The organism is Luteimonas salinilitoris (assembly GCF_041300785.1).
In the GTDB taxonomy this organism is placed as follows: Bacteria; Pseudomonadota; Gammaproteobacteria; order Xanthomonadales; family Xanthomonadaceae; genus Luteimonas; species Luteimonas salinilitoris.
This window is the reverse complement of sequence record NZ_JBFWIB010000022.1, coordinates 22,634-40,000: the sequence shown is the minus strand read 5'-3', so window position 1 is coordinate 40,000 and position 17,367 is coordinate 22,634. Positions and strand designations below refer to the sequence as shown.

Below are 17,367 nucleotides of genomic sequence, written 5' to 3'. Positions count from 1 at the left end.
TCACCTCTGCATTCCCGGGTGGCGCGGGTGTTGCACTTACTTTGTTAACCCGCAGCGGCTAACAATTCGTCCAAGCCGACGCCGCTTCGCGGCACGACATGAGGCGTTATATTTCACATGAGCATCCTTGGCGAAGGAAGACCTGCATTTCTTGAGTTCCTGAGAAATCTTACGCCTCAAGCCTTGATTCTAGCTGTAACCTTGACGGCGCTATCAAGGCTCGATCTTTCTACGTGGGACCTGGGAAACTGGAAGAACACCGTCATTTTCTACCTCTGCTTTTCCGTATGGATGCTTTCATTGATTGCGAATACCATTCAATTTATAGAGAGCTACTCTGAAGCCTCACTAAAACCGATTAATGCAGTAATGGCAAAATCGAGGCGTCTACTTAAGACCTCGCGCCAAAGCAGAGCAATGTTGTGGCGCCTTCTGAAGCGGAACAAGTGGCGAGTTATGCTAAACATTATGCTTAGCACACTAGTCGCTCAGATCGGTATGGCCGCAGCGATGGCTTGGGGAATTCAGCAAGGGCTTCAGATTGTTAGATCAATGCAATGAATAAGCGTTAGGCCTCACACGAGCACCGCGACTGTTCGCCCCGTTCCGAAAAAGCAGACCGAAGCGGGCTTCCGCGAGGCGCTGACCGAAGATCGTTCTGGGGTCTGTCGCCATCCGCGATGAGCGCTAATGTCACGCATAGAGGGTGTCCTTATAGGGCGTGGTCACAGCGCTCGGCGGTGCTAGGATTTGGCCGAGGAGGCGTGCTGCTGCTCACAAAGCGTGGTATGGCGCAAGAGGCCATCGTGTCGTTGCCATTCGTAAGCCCGGCACGGAAACAGGTGCTCGGCATTGGTCGCCGATAAGCCGACGCCTACTTCCATGCGGCTTCGAACCTCCCGACACCTTGCGGCACCCGCCGCAATCCGGCACGGCTGCCTGGGAGCATCACATGCGCAAGCACAAAGGAAGTGAACCGTCCCGCCCCGCGTCCGAAGGCTACCTGCTGCCCGAGGACGCCCATCTGACTTTGATCCAGACCAGTGAGCACCTGCACCTGCTGGCCCGCCTGACCGCACCACGTTCCCCTCACGACGATCTGCCTGAGGCCGAGCTGTCGCTCAAGCCCGTGGCGTTGGCGCATTGCTTCCAGGAATTGGCCGACCGGCTCGATCACACTCTGCGGCAGGTCCGCTGGCCGGAGGCTCCACCGGCCGCCTAGCGCAGACATCCGCGGCGGAACTAGTGCCGGTGTCCGGCCACCTTTACCGCCGGCCGCGTGTCCGGCACCAAGTGATATGGATCCGCTTCTTCTGGGCACTACGGCCGCGCCCGATCGTATGGTCGATCGCCACGGATTGGCCGGGGGAACCTGGCGAAGCGTGTCCGCATCTTCGGGCGGTGATTGATTGCATTGCCAACTCTCAGTCCATGGATCGCAGGCGCCCTGCAGAACCCGATGCAGCCGCTGTCGAATTCCCCTCACCCAGTTCGTCTAATGGATGTCGCACCCACTCTCATCATCATCACAAGGAGACACCATGAAGATCACCGTAGAGACCCTCGTCAAGGCCGAACCGGGCAAGGCCTGGGAGGCCTGGAACGACCCGGAAGCCATCAAGCAGTGGAATGCCCCCCAGGACGACTGGCACACGACCGAGAGCGCCGTCGATCTGCGCGAAGGCGGCAAGTTCCGGGCGCGCATGGAGGCGAAGGACGGCAGCGTGGGCTTCGACTTCGAGGGCACCTACACCCGCGTCGTGCCGAAGCAGGCCATCGAGTACCGGATGAGCGACGGGCGCGAGGTCGAGGTCGAGTTCGTGGAGCGCCCTGAAGGCGTGCTCGTGAAGGAGACGTTCGACACGGAGAGCGAGAATTCGCCTGAGGTGCAGCGGCAGGGCTGGCAGGCGATCCTGGATAACTTCGGGCGGTATGCGGAGGCCAAGGGCTGAGCGGAAGGCGGAGGCATCGAGGCACTTCTTCACCACAGGCTCGCGGGTGGAGTTCCATCCTCTTCGCGGATCGGCTTGATACGGCCGTCGGGCCTCACCCACGCAACCGCAGGAATCGAGATGACTTCTTTCGCACTCATCATCAAGCACAAGACGCAGCCTGGGCGCCGGGACGAGGTCCGGAAAGTATGGGAGCGGCACATGGCGCCAGCCGTGTCGGACAATCCCGGCCATACCGCCTATTTCTATTGTTTCGACAACGCGGATCCGGATTCGATCTACGCGTTCCAGCAATACGCGAGCGCCGAGGCGTCGCAGGAGTTCCTGAAGACGGCGGGTTATGCCGAGTACCTGAAGGAGGTGGAGCCGTTGCTTTCCGGGCCTCCGCAGGTGACGGCGTTGACGCCGGTATGGTCGAAGGGTGCCTAGCAACTCGAACAGGACGGCGTCACTAGCCGGCGCCGCTGCTTCGTAGGAGCGCGCCATGCGCGCGATGCCGGCGACGTCTCCGGTCCTGGTTGTCGGCGATCGCGGCGCGAACCGGAAGGTGCGTCGGTAGACGGAGTTGCGTGGCGGCATGATGCCCGCGGTATCGCGCGCGTGGCGCGCTCCTACGGATGATGTCTGGGCGCCCGGCTGATGGCTTGCATGTCCGCGCAAGCGGGCAGAAGGACCTTGGGTAGGGGCCATTCGTGCAGGCGGCTTTTTTGTGGCCGTGAACGTAGAACGGGCGCCTTGCGGCGCCCGTTTTGGTTTGCAGCGATGATCGATTCGCCGATCAGTACCGGTAGTGCTCCGACTTGAACGGGCCGTCCACCGGCACGCCGAGGTACTCGGCCTGCTCCTTGCTCAGCTTGGTCAGCTTCACGCCGATCTTGTCCAGGTGCAGGCGGGCGACTTCCTCGTCGAGCCGCTTGGGCAGGATGTAGACCTTGGGGTCGTACAGGTCCTTGTTGGCCCACAGGTCGATCTGCGCCAGGGTCTGGTTGGCGAAGGAGTTCGACATCACGAAGCTGGGGTGGCCGGTGGCGCAGCCCAGGTTCACCAGGCGGCCTTCGGCCAGCAGGAAGATCGCGTTTCCGTTCTTGAAGACGAACTTGTCGACCTGCGGCTTGATGTTGATCTTCTCCACACCGTCCAGCGCCTTCAGCGGCTCCACCTGGATCTCGTTGTCGAAGTGGCCGATGTTGCAGACGATGGCCTGGTCCTTCATCGCCTGCAGGTGCTCCAGGGTGATGATGTCCTTGTTGCCGGTGGTGGTGACGTAGATGTCGGCGCGGCCCAGGGTGTCCTCGATCGTGGTCACCTCGTAGCCCTCCATCGCCGCCTGCAGGGCGCAGATCGGGTCGATCTCGGTGACGATCACGCGGGCGCCGTAGGCGCGCAGGCTGTGGGCCGAGCCCTTGCCGACGTCGCCGTAGCCGCAGACCACGGCCACCTTGCCGGCCAGCATCACGTCCATCGCGCGCTTCAGGCCGTCGGCCAGCGACTCGCGGCAGCCGTACAGGTTGTCGAACTTGCTCTTGGTGACCGAGTCGTTGACGTTGATCGCGGGCACCAGCAGCTTGCCCTGTTCGGCCAGCTGGTAGAGGCGGTGCACGCCGGTGGTGGTCTCCTCGGACACGCCCTTCCAGTCCTTGACCACGGTGGTCCAGAAGCCCGGGCGCTCCTTGGCGACGCGCTTGAGCAGGTTCTTGATCACCTGCTCCTCGGGGCTGCCCGAGGGCGACTCGACCCAGTCGCTGCCGTTCTCGAGTTCAAAGCCCTGGTGGATCAGCAAGGTCACGTCGCCGCCGTCGTCGACCACCATCTGCGGGCCGAGGAAGCCGCCCTTGCCGTCGGGGAAGCTCAGCGCGTCGAGCGTGCAGTCCCAGTACTCCTCCAGCGTCTCGCCCTTCCAGGCGAACACCGGGGTGCCGGTGGCGGCGATGGCCGCGGCGGCGTGGTCCTGGGTGGAGAAGATGTTGCACGAGGCCCAGCGCACGTCGGCGCCGATGTCCTTCAGGGTCTCGATCAGCACCGCGGTCTGGATGGTCATGTGCAGCGAGCCGGTGACGCGCACGCCCTTGAGCGGCGCGTCGGCGGCGTGCTTGCGGCGGATGGACATCAGGCCCGGCATCTCGTGCTCGGCGATGTCGATCTCCTTGCGGCCCCAGTCGGCCAGGGAGATGTCGGCGATGCGGTAGTCACCGCTGGATTGGGTGGTGTCGGCTGGCTTGGCGACAGCATTCATGGGTTCTGCTCCGGTTCGTGGCCCCTGCCGCGTGCGGTGGGGCGGGTGAAGGCAACCGGGCGCCGTTGTTGCGTGGAACCCATCGAGCCTGGCCGTGCGCCTGTTGCGGAATGATCGCGGATCAATCGCAAATGGCACGGTCGCAGCGCCCCTCGATGGGCGCGACGATTGTATCGCTTCTTGCGGATGGAAAGATGACCGGGCGGTGCGGTCTCCGCAGGGGCGGCGCGACTGGGGAATGCGCCAGGTTTCGTGGCCCGGTGGCGCGGGCCCGGTCGCTGGTCGGGCGGGCGTCAGTCGGCGACCAGTTCCACGAACCCCAGCAGTTCTCCCGCGGGGGGCTGGATGCGCAGCACGCGCAGCTGCGCGTCGCCGGTGTCGAGCGTGTCGCCAACGCGCAGCGTCCGTGTTTCCACCGCGTCCGAAGATAGCCGCGAACGGGCCTGGCCGAGCGGCCAGCGTTCGACGGTGGCCACATCGGGAGCGATGTCGATGGCGGCGATCCAGCCGCCGCCGGTGCGGAGCCGCCCCTGCTGGAGCAGGACCGGGTGGCCGGCGTCCGGCGGTGCGATGCCGCCGGCGTCCGCCACCGGCTGCAGTTGCATCGTGGCGCGCGTCCCCCCGGCGGCGGGGACGATCGCGCCCACCTGCACGAAGCGTCCGCCCACAGGCAGCACCGCGCCGCTGGCGAGCGTGACGTCCGGGTCGCCGGACGGGGCGTCGATGAAGCTGAGTTGCGCGCGCGGCGCGCCGCCATCCACGAAGACGTTGCTCAGCCCCAGCGCCGCTTCGCCGTTTCTCCAGGGGATGCCCTGGGTCAGTTCGATCACATCGCTCATCTCGGATGTCCGCCGGTCGGGTTGCGGCTGCGCGGCCTGCAGTGCCTGCGCCGCGGTCAGGCATGCGCCCGCGAGCAGGAGGAGGGTGGATCGCGTCATGCGTCGCATGCGCCCGGTTCCGGTGTGGCAGCCGTGGCTACCATCGCCGCTGGGCGAGGCCGCGTCAATCGCGCGGCACGTCGGAGATCGACAGGAAGATCTGCTGCGCTTCGGAATAGGGCAGGGTCACGTCGCCGCTGCCCCAGGGATTGCGCAGCTCGACCATCTGCACGCCGTCCTGCACGAAGACGTCGCTCACCGAGTAGGTGTGCCAGCCCACCACGTTGTGCTCCTGCGCCAACTGCGCTGCCTCGCCCTCGAAGGTTTCCGGCGCCAGGAAGGTGATCGCGTCGCCGTCCTCGAAGCTTGCCTGCAGGTCCTCGAAGCCGAGATCGCCCGGAGGGCGCGAGTCGGCCGACTCACCGGTGAGCGCGGACAGCGCATCGGCGGGGCTGCCGCCGGCCTCGAACCCGCCGTAACCGCCGGTCAGCTGCGCGTAGGCCTTTTCGATCAGTTGCGGCCAGATCTCCTGCGCGTCGTCGGCGACGTCGCCGGAGGCCTGCGCGGCGCTCTCCGGGAACTCGGCGGTCACGGTGATCTGCACCTCCTCCCAGCCGGAGCCGATCCCGAACAGGCCGCCCTTGTCGTACTGGTGCAGGGTGACGGTGTAGGTGCCGTCGCCGTTGTCCCGGATCATCTCCTCGATCGCGCCGGGATCCTGCTCGGCCACCGCCGACATCGCCGCGACCAGGAAGCAATTGTTCATCTGGCCCTGGCGCACGTCGTTGGGCGCTACTGCGTGAGGATCGCCCGTGCCCTGAGCGAAGGGCGTGGTCTCGCCCTCGATCGGCCTGCAGTCGCCGTCGTCGCAGGGATTCTTGACTTCGCCTGCCGTGGCGTCCGCGCCAGGCAGCCGCAAGGGAGGTGCCCAGGAAACCTGGTCGAGCGACATGGGGAATGCCTCTGAGGATGGGAGCCGGGACAACTCTAGCGGCCGGCATCTGCGCCGGACAAGCTGGGGTTGGCCCTATCCGAGGGAGGACGATCCGCTCCGGATCGGCGTTCGGCTACAGCCAGTCCGGGTCCGGCAGGGTCTGCAGCACCGAGCGCAGGCTGTCGTTCCACTGCCGGCGGATCTCGCCGTAGTACGGGTCGTCTTCCTCCAGCCGGCGTTGCACGCCCAGCTGCAGGCTGTCGTGGCGGTAGACCAGCAGGTCGATCGGCGTGCCGACCGAGACGTTGGAGCGGATGGTCGAGTCGAACGAGACCAGCACGCACTTGGCGGCCTCGGACAACGAGGTCTGCGGGGTGATCACGCGGTCGAGGATCGGCCGGCCGAACTTGGTCTCGCCGGTCTGGAAGAGCGGCGTGTCGGCCAGGCTCTCGATGAAGTTGCCTTCCGAATACACCAGGAACAGGCGCGGACTCTCGCCGGCGATCTGCCCGCCGAGGATGAACGAGGCGTTCGGGTCGATGTTGCTGCTGCGCAGGTAGGACTCGTCGCGGGCGCGGATCTCGCGCATCGCGTCGCCGACCAGGGTGGCGACCTCGAACATCGATTTCGCGTTCATCAGTCCCGGCTGCGAGGCGTCGTGCGTGGCGCGGTGATCGAGCAGGTTCAGCGCGTTCTGGGTGACCGAGAGGTTGCCGGCCGACAGCGTGACGATGACGCGCTCGCCGTCGTTGGCGAAGACGCGCATCTTGCCGAAACGGCCGATGTCGTCGACGCCGGCGTTGGTGCGCGAGTCGGAGGCGAAGATCAGCCCCTGTTCCAGGTTGAGTCCGACACAGTAGGTCATCGCAGCAGGGTATCCGCAGGGGCGTGCACGAGGGGCGAGAAGATAGCGGGTGGCGGGCAGCGCGGGAACCCGTTCACGACATGGCCTGCGACTGGCTGTCGTCCGGCGAGACCATGCGCCGGCGGTGGATCCCGTTGCCGAACGCCAGGCGCGCCATGGCGCCCTGCAGGTACGGCGCCGGGCCGCTGCCGATGGAGCGGTCGCAGGCCGGCGCCATGCGCGCGATGCCGGTGATGCCGACAGCATCCGGCGGACGCCGCAATCGCGGACCGGCAGGCGCGCCGGTCGCCGCGATCCGCGGACGGCGAATTGCCCGCGGCATCGCGCGCATGGCGCGCTCCTACAGCTTGGCGGCCTTGCGCAGTTCCTCGGCGCGGTCGGTCTTCTCCCAGGAGAAGGCGGTCGCGGTCTGTTTCTTGCCGGCGCCGTCGACGTAGCTCACGTCCTTCGGCTTGCGGCCGAAGTGGCCGTAGGCGGCGGTGGGGCGGTATACCGGGTGGATCAGGTCGAGCATCTTGACGATGCCGTAGGGGCGCAGGTCGAAGTGGGCGCGGATCAGCTTCTCGATCCTGTCGTCGCTGATGTGGCCGGTGCCGAAGGTGGTGACCGAGATCGAGGTCGGCTCGGCCACGCCGATGGCGTAGCTGACCTGCACCTCGCACCTGTCGGCCAGGCCGGCGGCGACCACGTTCTTGGCGACGTAGCGTGCGGCGTAAGCGGCGGAGCGGTCGACCTTGGACGGGTCCTTGCCGGAGAACGCGCCGCCGCCGTGGCGGGCCATGCCGCCGTAGGTGTCGACGATGATCTTGCGCCCGGTCAGGCCGCAGTCGCCGACCGGGCCGCCGATCTCGAACATGCCGGTGGGATTGATGTGCAGCTTCTTCTTCGACAGCCCGTCGAGCCATTTCTTCGGCAGCACCGGCTTGAGCACGTGCTCGCGCACCGCCTCGACCAGGTCCTTCTGGCGCACGCCCGGAGCGTGCTGGGTCGACAGCACCACCGCGTCCAGGCCGACGATGCGGTTCTCGTTGTCGTAGCGCAGGGTCACCTGGCTCTTGGCGTCCGGGCGCAGCCACGGCAGCGGCGAGTTCTTCTTCTTGCGCACCTTGGCCTGTTGTTCGACCAGGCGATGGGCGTAGTAGATCGGCGCCGGCATGTACTCGGGGGCCTCGTTGCAGGCGTAGCCGAACATCAGGCCCTGGTCGCCAGCGCCCTGTTCCTCCGGCTTCTTGCGGTCCACGCCCTGGGCGATATGTAGCGATTGCTTGCCGATCAGGTTGAGCACGCCGCAGGTCTCGCCGTCGAAACCGACCTGCGAGCTGTCGTAGCCGATGTCGGTGATGACCTTGCGCACCAGCGACTCCAGGTCCACCCATGCCGAGGTCGTCACCTCGCCGGCGACGATCGCCACGCCGGTCTTGACCATGGTCTCGCAGGCCACGCGCGCGCGCTTGTCCTGGGTCAGCATGGCATCCAGCACGGCGTCGGAGATCTGGTCGGCGACCTTGTCCGGATGGCCTTCGGAGACCGATTCGGAGGTGAAGAGATAGCTGGACATCGTCACGGGCTCCTGGAAGGGACGCATCCCTTGATTCGGATGAAAAGATGGCCGGGCATGATACCGCAGCCGTTGGCGCGTGCGCACGGCAGGCCCGCCCGCGCCGTCATCCCCGCGAAGGCGGGGATCCATGGACCTTGACCTTTATGCGACGCGGCGGGACCGCTGTCACCGCCGCGCAGCAAAACCGCAACCGGGCTGTCTTCGCCCCGGCGCAGGCTGGCGGCCGTCTGGGCCGACCCTCTCGCTCCCATGCTCCAGTTGGAACAGCGCCTGCAACAACGCTTCCCGCACTGGTTCCGCGGCCGTCGCGCGGGCTTCGCGCGGCCGCTGCTGCGCACGCTGGGCCGCTGGTCGCGGCTGCAGGACATCGACGCGTTCCTGGCCGCGCACGGCCACCTGCGCGGCTTCGATTTCGTCGCCGCCACGCTGCGCTTCCTGCAGGCGCGCTACGACGTGGCCGAGGATGCGTTGGTACGGATCCCGGCGACGGGGAGGTTGCTGGTCGTCGCCAACCATCCGTCCGGGGCGCTGGATGCGTTGGCATTGCTCGACTGCATCGGGCGGGTGCGGCGCGACGTGCGGATCGTCGCCAACGACTTCCTGTCCACGATCGCGCCGCTCGAGGAGCTGCTGCTGCCGGTGCGGGTCCTGGGCGGCCGCGCGGACGCCGCGAGCCTGCGCGCGGTGGGGCAGGCGCTGCAGGCCGGACAGTGCGTGATCGTGTTTCCTGCCGGCGAGGTCTCGCGGCTCGGGTGGCGTGGGGTGCGCGACGGGCGCTGGCGCAAGGGGGTGGTGCGCTATGCGCGGGCGGCGGCGGCGCCGGTGCTGCCGGTGCGGATCGTGGCGCGCAATTCGGCCCTGTTCTACGGCACCTCGGTGCTGTACAAGCCGGCGGCCACCGCACTGCTGGCGCGGGAAATGTTCGCGCGGCGGTCGCGGCCGCTGCAGCTGCGCATCGGGCAGCCGCTGCAGGTCGGTGACGGCGATGCGGGATCGGTGCTGCGCCGGATCCGCGCCACGCTGTACGCGCTCGGCCGCGAACGGCGGGCACCGGCCGCGCCGCAGGCGCTGGCGCCGGCACTCGACCCGCGACGGCTGCGGCGCGCGCTCGCGGCGAGCGAACTGCTGGGAACGACCGCCGACGGCATGCAGATCCGGCTGCTGCAGGGGAGCGCGGAGTCGCCGTTGCTGCTGGAGATCGGCCGGCTGCGCGAGCTGACCTTCCGCAAGGTCGGCGAGGGGACCGGCCGCCGCCGCGACCTCGACCGCTTCGACGCCCACTACGAGCACATCCTGGTCTGGGATGCGGCACGGTCGCGGATCGCCGGCGCCTACCGCGTCGCCCGCGTCGCGCCGCTGCTGGCGCGGCACGGGCTCGGCGGCCTCTACAGCGCCTCGCTGTTCCGCTATGCCGACGATGCGATCCCGCGGCTGGCCGAGGGCATGGAGCTGGGGCGCAGCTTCGTGGTGCCGGAGTACTGGGGCAGCCGCAGCCTCGACTACCTGTGGCAGGGGATCGGCGCCTACCTGCGGCGCTGGCCGCGGGTGCGCTACCTGTACGGGGCGGTGTCGATCAGCGCGGCGCTGCCGTTGGCGGCGCGCGAGCAGCTGGTCGCCTATTACCAGCGCTACTACGGCAGCGACGAGCCGCTGGCGGCATCGCCGCGGCCGTTCCGCTATTTCGCAGCGCCGCCTTGCTTCGGCGAACTGGACGCGGACACGGCGTTCCGCGTGCTCAGGCAGAACCTGGCCGCGATCGGCACCGGGGTGCCGACGCTCTACAAGCAGTACACCGAACTGTGCGAACCGGGCGGGGCGCGGTTCCTGGCGTTCGGCATCGATCCGGACTTCAGCGACTCGATCGACGGCCTGATCGAGGTCGACATGCAGCGGCTGCGGCCGAAGAAGCGACAGCGTTATCTGGGGAAGGGCGGGGCCACGTGCCCCAACGGGGAAGAGGTGATGGCATGAGCGCAATGAAACCGATGCGGCGCGCGGTCTTCGTGTCCGATATCCATCTGGGCTCGAAGCACTGCCACGCCGCCGAGCTGGCGGAGTTCCTGGGGAGCGTGCGCTGCCAGCGGCTGTACCTGGTCGGCGACATCGTCGACCTCTGGTGGATGGCGCAACGGCGCGCGCGCTGGGGGGCGGCGCAGCAGCGGGTGATCGAGGCATTGCACGCGCAGCACCGCGCAGGGGCGGAGCTGATCTACGTGCCCGGCAACCACGACCGCGCGGTGCGCCGCTTCTGCGGACTGGTGCTGCCGGCGATGCAGTTGCGCCGGCGCACCATCCACACCACTGCCGACGGCCGCCGGCTGCTCGTCACCCATGGCGACGATTACGACGCGATTACCCATTTCGGCGGCTTGCAGGAGAAGTTCGGCGACTGGCTGTACTACCGCATCCTCACCGGCAACCAGGTGTTGAACCATGTCCGCCGGCGGCTGGGGCGACGCTACTGGTCGCTGTCGGAGTTCCTCAAGCGCCAGAGCGGCGCCGCCGAGCGCTACATCGAACGCTTCGTGCAGGCGGGGCTGGACGACGTGCGCCGGCGCGGGCTGGACGGGATCGTCTGCGGGCACATCCATCGCGCCGCGCTGCTGCAGCGCGACGGCCTGGTCTATGCCAACGACGGCGACTGGGTGGAGAGCCTGACCGCGCTGGTCGAGGAGAGCGACGGCAGTCTGCGCCTGCTCTCGCACCGCGGCGAAGTCCTGGCCGAGGTGCTGCCGCGCCTGCGCCTGGTGGCCGACGAGGCGCCGCTGCCGCGCGCGGCCTGAGCGCCTTCGTCCGCGACGCGAGTGTTGTCGCCCGCGACGGTATCACTGCGTAGAGCGGAGCTTGCTCCGCCGCTTTTCTCCGCCAAGCGCAGCCGAGCAAGCTCGGCTCTACGGTCTGCGGAGGTGCCGCTGCCGCGCGTGGTGCGAGTATCGTCGCCCGCGACGGTGTCACCCGTAGAGCGGAACTTGCTCCGCTGCTTTTCCCCGCCAAGCGCAGCCGAGCAAGCTCGGCTCTACGGCCTGCGGAGGCGCCGCTGTTGCATGCGGCGGCATGCCGCCTCAGGCGGCGTACGCTGCACTGTTGCCTGCTAGCATCGCGCCATGGACTCGATCACCCAGATTCTGCTCGGCGCCTCCGTCGCCGCGGCGGTGGTACCGAAGCACCATCGCCGTGCCGCGCTGCTCGCCGGCGGCGCGCTCGGCACGCTGCCGGACCTCGACTCGTTCCCGATCATGCTGCTGACCGAGGATCCGGTGTCGCTGATGACGCTGCACCGTGGTCTCAGTCATTCGCTGCTGGTGCTGCCGTTCGTGGCCTGGGCGATCTGGGCCGTGTTCCGGCGACGCAACGGCCGCGTCGCCGAGGCACCGACGCGCTGGTTCTGGGCGATGCAGCTGGCGCTGGTCACGCATCCGCTGCTCGATGCCTTCACCGTCTACGGCACCCAGCTGCTGTGGCCATTGCCGCTGCCGCCGGTGATGTGGTCGAGCGTGTTCATCATCGATCCGATGTACACGCTGTGGCTGTTCCTCGGCGTGCTGGTGGCCGCCTTCGCCGGCGCGCGCCCGGCCGCGCAGCACGTACTCGTGCTCGGACTGGCGCTGAGCTCGGCCTATCTCGGCTGGTCGCTGCTGGCCAAGGGCATGGTGGAGCGCGACGCCGGGCGTGCCCTGGCCGGCATGGGCCTGGCCGATGCGCCGCGCTTTTCGGTGCCGATGCCGTTCAACACGCTGCTCTGGCGGGTCGTGGCGATGACGCCGGACGGTTTCGTCGAGGGCGAGCGCTCGCTGGTTGCCGATCGCGGGCCGATGCGCTTTCGCCGTTACCCGTCAGAGACCGCGGCGTTCGCCCAGATCGCCGAGCTGCCGGCGGTACGGCGCCTGGCCTGGTTCAACCACGGTTTCATGAAGGCCGCGGTCCGCGACGGGCGATTGGTGCTGAGCGACCTGCGCATGGGCGCCGAGCCCGACTACAGCTTCAACTTCGCCGTGGCCGAGCACGACGGTGAGGACTGGCGGCCGATTCCGCCAGAGCAGCTGTCATGGCCGTGGGAGGCGCGCCGGCGGCTGGGCGAGATGTGGGCGCGGATCTGGAAAGATCCCGCTGCGGACGGCAGCCTGGACGCGCATGAGGGCGCCACGGAAGGTGCGATCCGATAGCGTCCGTGGGCCGTCGGATGCGCCCGCTACGGCTGAACGGCCCTTGTGGGAGTGGCGGCGGCATGCCGCCGTGAAGTCACGGCGCGCGCGTCCGTTCGCATGGCTGTCTCTTGCCTGCCGGTGTCGCGACTTCCGTCGCTCCCACAGGACGAAGGAACATCTCGGCCTGCGCGCCATGCGCGCGATGCCGACATCGTCGGCCCAGCCAAGCGGCTTCGGCAACCGCAGCCTGTCCGAAGCCGCGGCCGCATCGTCACACGGCGGCGGTATCGCGCGCATGGCGCGCTCCTACGGGGGAGAGCATGTCGGTTGATCGAACATGCCGACGCCCGCGTTCAGGCGGCCGCGGGCAGCGGCGCTCGACCGGTGATCAGCGCGTCGAAGTAGTCGCGGGTCAGTGCGATCTGCGCCTCGGCGCTCTCGGCGCGGTTGACGACGGCGCGAAAGGTGATGTTCTCAGGCCGGTCCTTCGCATACCAGCCCAGGTGCTTGCGGGCGATGCGCACTCCGGCCGGCTCGCCGTAGAAGGCGTGCAATGCCCGCAGGTGGCCGAGCAGCACGTCGCGGACTTCGGCCAGCGACGGCGCCGGCAGCTGTTCGCCGGTCGCCAGGTAGTGCGCGATCTCGTGGAAGATCCACGGCCGCCCCTGCGCGGCGCGACCGATCATCACCGCGTCGGCGCCTGTCCGGCGCAGCACTTCGGCCGCCTTGTGCGGCGAGTCGATGTCGCCGTTGGCGATCACCGGAATCGACAATGCCGCCTTGATCGCGGCGATGGTGTCGTACTCCGCGCTGCCGGCGTAGTGCTGGTCGCGCGTGCGGCCGTGCACCGCGAGCGCGGCGATGCCGGCGCTCTCGGCGATGCGGGCGATGGCCGGGGCGTTGCGGTGGTCCGCGTTCCAGCCGGTGCGGATCTTCAGCGTCACCGGCACGTCGACGGCACTCACCACCGCGTCGAGAATCCGCCCGACCAGCGCCTCGTCCTGCATCAGCGCCGAGCCGGCCCAGGCGTTGCAGACCTTCTTCGCCGGGCAGCCCATGTTGATGTCGATGATCTGCGCGCCGTGATCGACGTTGTAGCGGGCGGCCTCGGCCATCACCTGCGGCACGGTGCCGGCGATCTGCACGCCGACCGGGTCCGGCTCGCCGGCGTGGTCCATGCGGTGCCGCGACTTGCGGGTATTCCAGAAGCGCGGATCCGAGGTGGTCATCTCCGACATCGCCAGCCCGGCGCCGAGCCGCTTGCACAGCTGGCGGAACGGCTTGTCGGTGACCCCGGCCATCGGCGCGAGGATCACCCGGGGAACGATGGCGTACGGGCCGATGCGCATGGCGGGCATTGTACGGGTGGGCGACTGCGGTCGCCTCGACCTCGCGTGCGGCCGCAGGTGGTACGCCCTACGGCAGGCGGCCATGAGCGGCCCGGTCCTGCTGCCGTACCTGCCGCCGCCGGTGCCAGAACAGGAAACCGGTGACCAGCAGCGCCGCCGGCAGCAGGCCCGACAGCGCCACCGCCCAGCGATACCACGCGCCGCCGACCGCGCCGATGTGCAGCGGGTAGATCGCCTCGGTCATCCGCGCGCCGGGACGCTGCGCGGTGGCATCGTGCGCGAGCAGCACCTCGCCGCCGGCGCGATCGACGAAGACCAGGCTGCGCCCGTTCGGGTGCCATTCGCCCAGGGTACGGGCACGGAAGCCGATCGCGTCGTCGCCGGAGGCCGGCGCGGCGGTGCGGAGCAGGTGCGCGTGCGGCAGCGCGGCCTGTGCGGTCGCCAGCACCCGGGTCCAGTCCACCGGCGCATCGGTCGGGACGGCGCGCTGCGGCGGCGCCGGTGCAGCGCCGCCCCCGAACACCGTGGTCAATGCCGTGCGCGCCGCCGCATGGTAGATCATGCCGACGCCGGTCAGCGTCACCAGCAGCAGCAGCGGCAGCAGCAGGACGCCGCCGCTGCGGTGCCAGCTCAGCCAGCGCCGGACCGGTGGACCGCGGTGCATCTTGAGGTGGGCGAGCACGCGGCCCGTTCTCGGCCACCACAGGTACAGGCCGGTCAGCAGCAGGCCGAGGGCGATCCAGCCGACTACGCCGAGCACCTGGTGGCCGATCTCGCCGCCGAGCAGGTCGGTATGGAGTTCGTGCAGCCACAGCAGCCCGTCGTGGTCGGCGCTGCGCAACAGCAGCAGCCGTCCATCCTCCGGTGCGAAGTAGCCGCGGCGCCCGTCCGCGAAGTATCCCTGCCAGACCGGAAGGCCGTCGGCCTGCGGCAGCTGCACGCTGCCCAGCCCCTGCGGCGTCCAGCGTTGCAGGATCCGCGCCAGCACTGCGCCGTCGGCGCGCGCCTCGTGCCCGGCCAGCTGCGGCTGCTGCCACAGCAGCAGTTCCTCGTGGAAGGTCAGCACCGTGCCGGACAGCCCCACCACCGCGAACGCGGTGCCGGCGATCAGGCCGACCCACAGGTGCAGCCAGGCCAGCGCCGCCCGCAGGCGCCGCCGCGGCGGCCGCGCTTGCGCGGCCGCTGCCATCAGAACCGGTGCATCCAGCGCGCGCTGAGCGTGCGGCCGCGGCCGGCGAAGTAGTCGCGGTCCGACGCCCGCGTCTGCGAGTAGTAGCCGATGTACTGCCGGTCGAGCAGGTTCTCGACGCCCAGGCTGAGCGCGCCCACCGGCAGCGCGATGCGCGCCTGCAGGTCGAGCGTGGTATAGCCCTCGAAGCGCGCGGTGCGCACGCCGCGGGTATCGAAGTCGCGGTCCCGGGCGTGGCTGGCCTGCAGCCGCGTGGCGACCGACGGCGTCCAGGCCTGCTCCCAGAACGCGGTGATGCGGTCGGGGCTGATGTTGATGCCCGGCAGGTCGCTGTCGACGCGATCGTCGCCGTCGCTGTCGTAGCGGCCGTCGGCGGTGGCGTAGCCGAGGCCGACGCGGCCGTCGTCGGAGAAACGGAACGCGACGTTGCCTTCGATGCCGTCGATCTCGGTGCGCTCGCGGCTCACGTTGTAGACGCCGGCGACCGGATCGAAGTCCAGGCGCGAGCCGAGGTCGGACTCGGACCAGTACGCGGCCAGGTGCAGCAGCCAGCGGCCGTCGTCGTAGTCGATGCCGATCTCGCGGTTGTCGGCGACCACCGGGGACAGGTCGACCAGGGCGTCGACGCGCTGGCCCGGCGTGTCGATCGCGCGCAGCACGCGGCCGACGTCGGCCACGGTGTAGCCCTCCGAGTACGAGGCATAGAACTTCAGCGCGTCGGTCGCCTCCCACACCGCGCCGAAGTTGGGCAGGGTCTCGCTGGTCCTGGGCGAGCCGCCGGCGACGAACTGGCCGCCGTTGTAGACCGGCAGGGTGGTGAAGTCGTCGACTTCCAGCTTGCCGCGCTCGTGGCGCAGGCCGCCGGTCAGCATCAGCCGCTCGCCGAGCCACCATTCGGCCTGCACGAACGGCGACCACGCGCTGTAGACCGTGCGCGGCACCCAGTCGAGGTCGCTCACGACCAGTTCCTGGTAGGTCTTGTCGCGCGCCAGGTCCAGGCCCAGGGTCAGCCGCAACGGCAGCCCGGCGATGTCGCCGCGCGACCAGCTGAACTTGCCGCCGCTCTTCTCCGAGGCGTTCTGCGACTGGTCGAACCAGTCAGCGTCCGGGTCGTCGCCGAAGAAGTCGCCCCAGTAACTGCCGCCGTACAGGGCCTCGAAGTCGACCCAGTACAGCTGCGCCTGGAAGTAGCCGCCAGCCAGGGCCCGGTCGGTGTAGTCGAGGGTGAGCGAGGTCGAGCGGTTGCTTGGCGCCTCGCCCTCCTGGTCGCCGCGCACGGACGTCGCCGGGATGCCGAGCTGCTGGTCGCCGTCGACGGCGACGTAGTCGCCGTTGCCCTGCAGCCGGTAGCGGTTGGCGGTGAGCTGCAGGCGGCGGTCGTCGTCGATGTTCCAACCGGCCTTGGCGAACAGGTCGTGGCCGCGCGTGTCCATCAGGTCGCCCTGCACGCCGCTGACCGCGATCGCGCGGCCGTCGCCGTCGTAGTACAGGCCCTCGCGCGTGTAGGAGAGGCCGCCGACGAAGTCGAACGCGCCGCGGCGGGTGCCGAACAGGTACGAGGCGCGGTAGCCGTCGCTGTCGCTCTCGCCCGGCAGCGCGGTGCTGGCGCCGAGCCCGACCTCGTGGAAGCGGTCGCCGTCGCGGCGCGGCGCGCGCTTGGTGATGATGTTGATGATGCCGCCGGAGGCGCCCAGGCCCTGCAGCGCGTTGGCGCCGTGGATCACCTCGATCCGCTCGATCATGGCCGGATCGATGGTGTGCGCGTCGCGGCCGCCGTCGCGCAGCGGGGTCGACTGCGGCACGCCGTCGACCATGTACAGCGGCTGCCGGCCGCGCAGCGACTCGCCGGAACTGGTCATCTTCTGGCGCGAGGGCGAGAACGCCGGGATCAGGTTCGACAGCACCTGGGAGAGGTCCTGGGTGACTGCCAGCTGCTGCTCGAGCTGCACCCGGTCGATCACGGTGATCGTGTTCGGCAGCGCGGCCTCCGAATCCGGCATGCGGCTGGTGCTGGCCGAGACGGTGATGCGGTCGAGCTCGGCGATGTCGTCGCTGGAGGTGGTCTGCTGGGCGAGGGCGGTCTGGCCTGCCAGCGCGAAGAACAGGGCGCAGGCAAGCGGGGTGCGTGGGGGCATGGCGCGGTTTCGGGTGCGGGGAGGATGCGCATGTTAATGCGAAGCATTCTCGATTAATAGCGGTTGCGCGGTTGGCCCATGGGCTGGTACCGCGATCTACGACGGCGCTGCCCGCGCGCAGGGAAC

16 protein-coding genes and 1 riboswitch are annotated in these 17,367 nt (G+C 68.8%); of the genes, 7 read left to right on the top strand and 9 right to left on the bottom strand.

What is annotated here, in order from left to right; translation table 11 throughout:
• Positions 1–117 precede the first annotated feature (117 nt).
• The 4 genes from AB5T46_RS19170 (at position 118) to AB5T46_RS19155 (ending at position 2,381) form a co-directional block, all read left to right on the top strand.
• On the top strand, positions 118–561 hold the full coding sequence (locus AB5T46_RS19170) for a hypothetical protein (RefSeq protein ID WP_370565707.1): 444 nt from the start codon (positions 118–120) through the stop codon (positions 559–561).
• Between the two features lie 391 nt (positions 562–952).
• Positions 953–1,222, top strand: coding sequence for an XAC0095 family protein (locus AB5T46_RS19165; protein ID WP_370565705.1), 270 nt, complete (start codon positions 953–955; stop codon positions 1,220–1,222).
• A gap of 319 nt (positions 1,223–1,541) precedes the next feature.
• A complete protein-coding gene (locus AB5T46_RS19160; protein ID WP_370565704.1) occupies positions 1,542–1,952 on the top strand; it encodes an SRPBCC family protein in 411 nt (136 codons plus the stop codon).
• 120 nt (positions 1,953–2,072) lie between these two features.
• Complete coding sequence (locus AB5T46_RS19155) at positions 2,073–2,381, top strand: putative quinol monooxygenase (RefSeq protein ID WP_370565703.1); 309 nt, start codon at positions 2,073–2,075, stop codon at positions 2,379–2,381.
• A 349-nt stretch (positions 2,382–2,730) separates the two neighbouring features.
• Here AB5T46_RS19155 and ahcY read toward each other — a convergent pair whose 3' ends face one another.
• The 6 genes from ahcY to metK form a co-directional block, all read right to left on the bottom strand.
• Positions 2,731–4,185: an adenosylhomocysteinase gene (ahcY, locus tag AB5T46_RS19150; protein ID WP_370565702.1), complete on the bottom strand. Its 1,455-nt coding sequence runs from the start codon at positions 4,183–4,185 to the stop codon at positions 2,731–2,733.
• A 50-nt stretch (positions 4,186–4,235) separates the two neighbouring features.
• A riboswitch (S-adenosyl-L-homocysteine riboswitch) is annotated at positions 4,236–4,345 on the bottom strand.
• 133 nt (positions 4,346–4,478) lie between these two features.
• The gene (locus tag AB5T46_RS19145) at positions 4,479–5,123 is read right to left on the bottom strand and encodes a hypothetical protein (protein WP_370565701.1); all 645 of its coding nucleotides are present in this window, start codon (positions 5,121–5,123) and stop codon (positions 4,479–4,481) included.
• Positions 5,124–5,187: 64 nt separating this feature from the next.
• On the bottom strand, positions 5,188–6,015 hold the full coding sequence (locus tag AB5T46_RS19140) for a C2 family cysteine protease (protein ID WP_370565700.1): 828 nt from the start codon (positions 6,013–6,015) through the stop codon (positions 5,188–5,190).
• Positions 6,016–6,130: 115 nt separating this feature from the next.
• Positions 6,131–6,862, bottom strand: coding sequence for a peptidase (locus AB5T46_RS19135; protein ID WP_370565699.1), 732 nt, complete (start codon positions 6,860–6,862; stop codon positions 6,131–6,133).
• A 73-nt stretch (positions 6,863–6,935) separates the two neighbouring features.
• Positions 6,936–7,193 (bottom strand): hypothetical protein, encoded by a 258-nt coding sequence (locus tag AB5T46_RS19130; protein WP_370565698.1) that lies wholly within the window; start codon positions 7,191–7,193, stop codon positions 6,936–6,938.
• A gap of 9 nt (positions 7,194–7,202) precedes the next feature.
• Positions 7,203–8,420, bottom strand: coding sequence for a methionine adenosyltransferase (gene metK, locus AB5T46_RS19125; protein WP_370565697.1), 1,218 nt, complete (start codon positions 8,418–8,420; stop codon positions 7,203–7,205).
• Positions 8,421–8,672: 252 nt separating this feature from the next.
• On the opposite strand from metK, the gene olsF reads away from it, so the two are divergent.
• The 3 genes from olsF (at position 8,673) to AB5T46_RS19110 (ending at position 12,586) form a co-directional block, all read left to right on the top strand.
• Positions 8,673–10,394 (top strand): bifunctional ornithine lipid synthase OlsF, encoded by a 1,722-nt coding sequence (gene olsF, locus AB5T46_RS19120; protein ID WP_370565696.1) that lies wholly within the window; start codon positions 8,673–8,675, stop codon positions 10,392–10,394.
• A complete protein-coding gene (locus AB5T46_RS19115) occupies positions 10,391–11,206 on the top strand; it encodes a UDP-2,3-diacylglucosamine diphosphatase (protein ID WP_370565695.1) in 816 nt (271 codons plus the stop codon). Before olsF ends, AB5T46_RS19115 begins: the two co-directional genes overlap by 4 nt.
• Positions 11,207–11,527: 321 nt before the next feature.
• The gene (locus AB5T46_RS19110) at positions 11,528–12,586 is read left to right on the top strand and encodes a metal-dependent hydrolase (protein ID WP_370565694.1); all 1,059 of its coding nucleotides are present in this window, start codon (positions 11,528–11,530) and stop codon (positions 12,584–12,586) included.
• 335 nt (positions 12,587–12,921) lie between these two features.
• Here the strand turns inward: AB5T46_RS19110 and dusB are convergent, their stop codons facing one another.
• The 3 genes from dusB to AB5T46_RS19095 form a co-directional block, all read right to left on the bottom strand.
• Positions 12,922–13,917 (bottom strand): tRNA dihydrouridine synthase DusB, encoded by a 996-nt coding sequence (dusB, locus tag AB5T46_RS19105; RefSeq protein ID WP_370565693.1) that lies wholly within the window; start codon positions 13,915–13,917, stop codon positions 12,922–12,924.
• Between the two features lie 67 nt (positions 13,918–13,984).
• Positions 13,985–15,106 (bottom strand): PepSY-associated TM helix domain-containing protein, encoded by a 1,122-nt coding sequence (locus tag AB5T46_RS19100; protein WP_370565692.1) that lies wholly within the window; start codon positions 15,104–15,106, stop codon positions 13,985–13,987.
• A complete protein-coding gene (locus AB5T46_RS19095) occupies positions 15,106–17,241 on the bottom strand; it encodes a TonB-dependent receptor (RefSeq protein ID WP_370565691.1) in 2,136 nt (711 codons plus the stop codon). The genes AB5T46_RS19100 and AB5T46_RS19095 overlap by 1 nt, the downstream gene beginning before the upstream one ends.
• Positions 17,242–17,367 lie beyond the last annotated feature (126 nt).

Coding starts and splice junctions, on each gene's coding strand:
- AB5T46_RS19170 (WP_370565707.1), top strand. CDS start 118: ATGAGCATCCTTGGCGAAGGAAGACCTGCATTTCTTGAGTTCCTGAGA.
- AB5T46_RS19165 (WP_370565705.1), top strand. CDS start 953: ATGCGCAAGCACAAAGGAAGTGAACCGTCCCGCCCCGCGTCCGAAGGC.
- AB5T46_RS19160 (WP_370565704.1), top strand. CDS start 1,542: ATGAAGATCACCGTAGAGACCCTCGTCAAGGCCGAACCGGGCAAGGCC.
- AB5T46_RS19155 (WP_370565703.1), top strand. CDS start 2,073: ATGACTTCTTTCGCACTCATCATCAAGCACAAGACGCAGCCTGGGCGC.
- ahcY (WP_370565702.1), bottom strand. CDS start 4,185: ATGAATGCTGTCGCCAAGCCAGCCGACACCACCCAATCCAGCGGTGAC.
- AB5T46_RS19145 (WP_370565701.1), bottom strand. CDS start 5,123: ATGACGCGATCCACCCTCCTCCTGCTCGCGGGCGCATGCCTGACCGCG.
- AB5T46_RS19140 (WP_370565700.1), bottom strand. CDS start 6,015: ATGTCGCTCGACCAGGTTTCCTGGGCACCTCCCTTGCGGCTGCCTGGC.
- AB5T46_RS19135 (WP_370565699.1), bottom strand. CDS start 6,862: ATGACCTACTGTGTCGGACTCAACCTGGAACAGGGGCTGATCTTCGCC.
- AB5T46_RS19130 (WP_370565698.1), bottom strand. CDS start 7,193: ATGCGCGCGATGCCGCGGGCAATTCGCCGTCCGCGGATCGCGGCGACC.
- metK (WP_370565697.1), bottom strand. CDS start 8,420: ATGTCCAGCTATCTCTTCACCTCCGAATCGGTCTCCGAAGGCCATCCG.
- olsF (WP_370565696.1), top strand. CDS start 8,673: ATGCTCCAGTTGGAACAGCGCCTGCAACAACGCTTCCCGCACTGGTTC.
- AB5T46_RS19115 (WP_370565695.1), top strand. CDS start 10,391: ATGAGCGCAATGAAACCGATGCGGCGCGCGGTCTTCGTGTCCGATATC.
- AB5T46_RS19110 (WP_370565694.1), top strand. CDS start 11,528: ATGGACTCGATCACCCAGATTCTGCTCGGCGCCTCCGTCGCCGCGGCG.
- dusB (WP_370565693.1), bottom strand. CDS start 13,917: ATGCGCATCGGCCCGTACGCCATCGTTCCCCGGGTGATCCTCGCGCCG.
- AB5T46_RS19100 (WP_370565692.1), bottom strand. CDS start 15,106: ATGGCAGCGGCCGCGCAAGCGCGGCCGCCGCGGCGGCGCCTGCGGGCG.
- AB5T46_RS19095 (WP_370565691.1), bottom strand. CDS start 17,241: ATGCCCCCACGCACCCCGCTTGCCTGCGCCCTGTTCTTCGCGCTGGCA.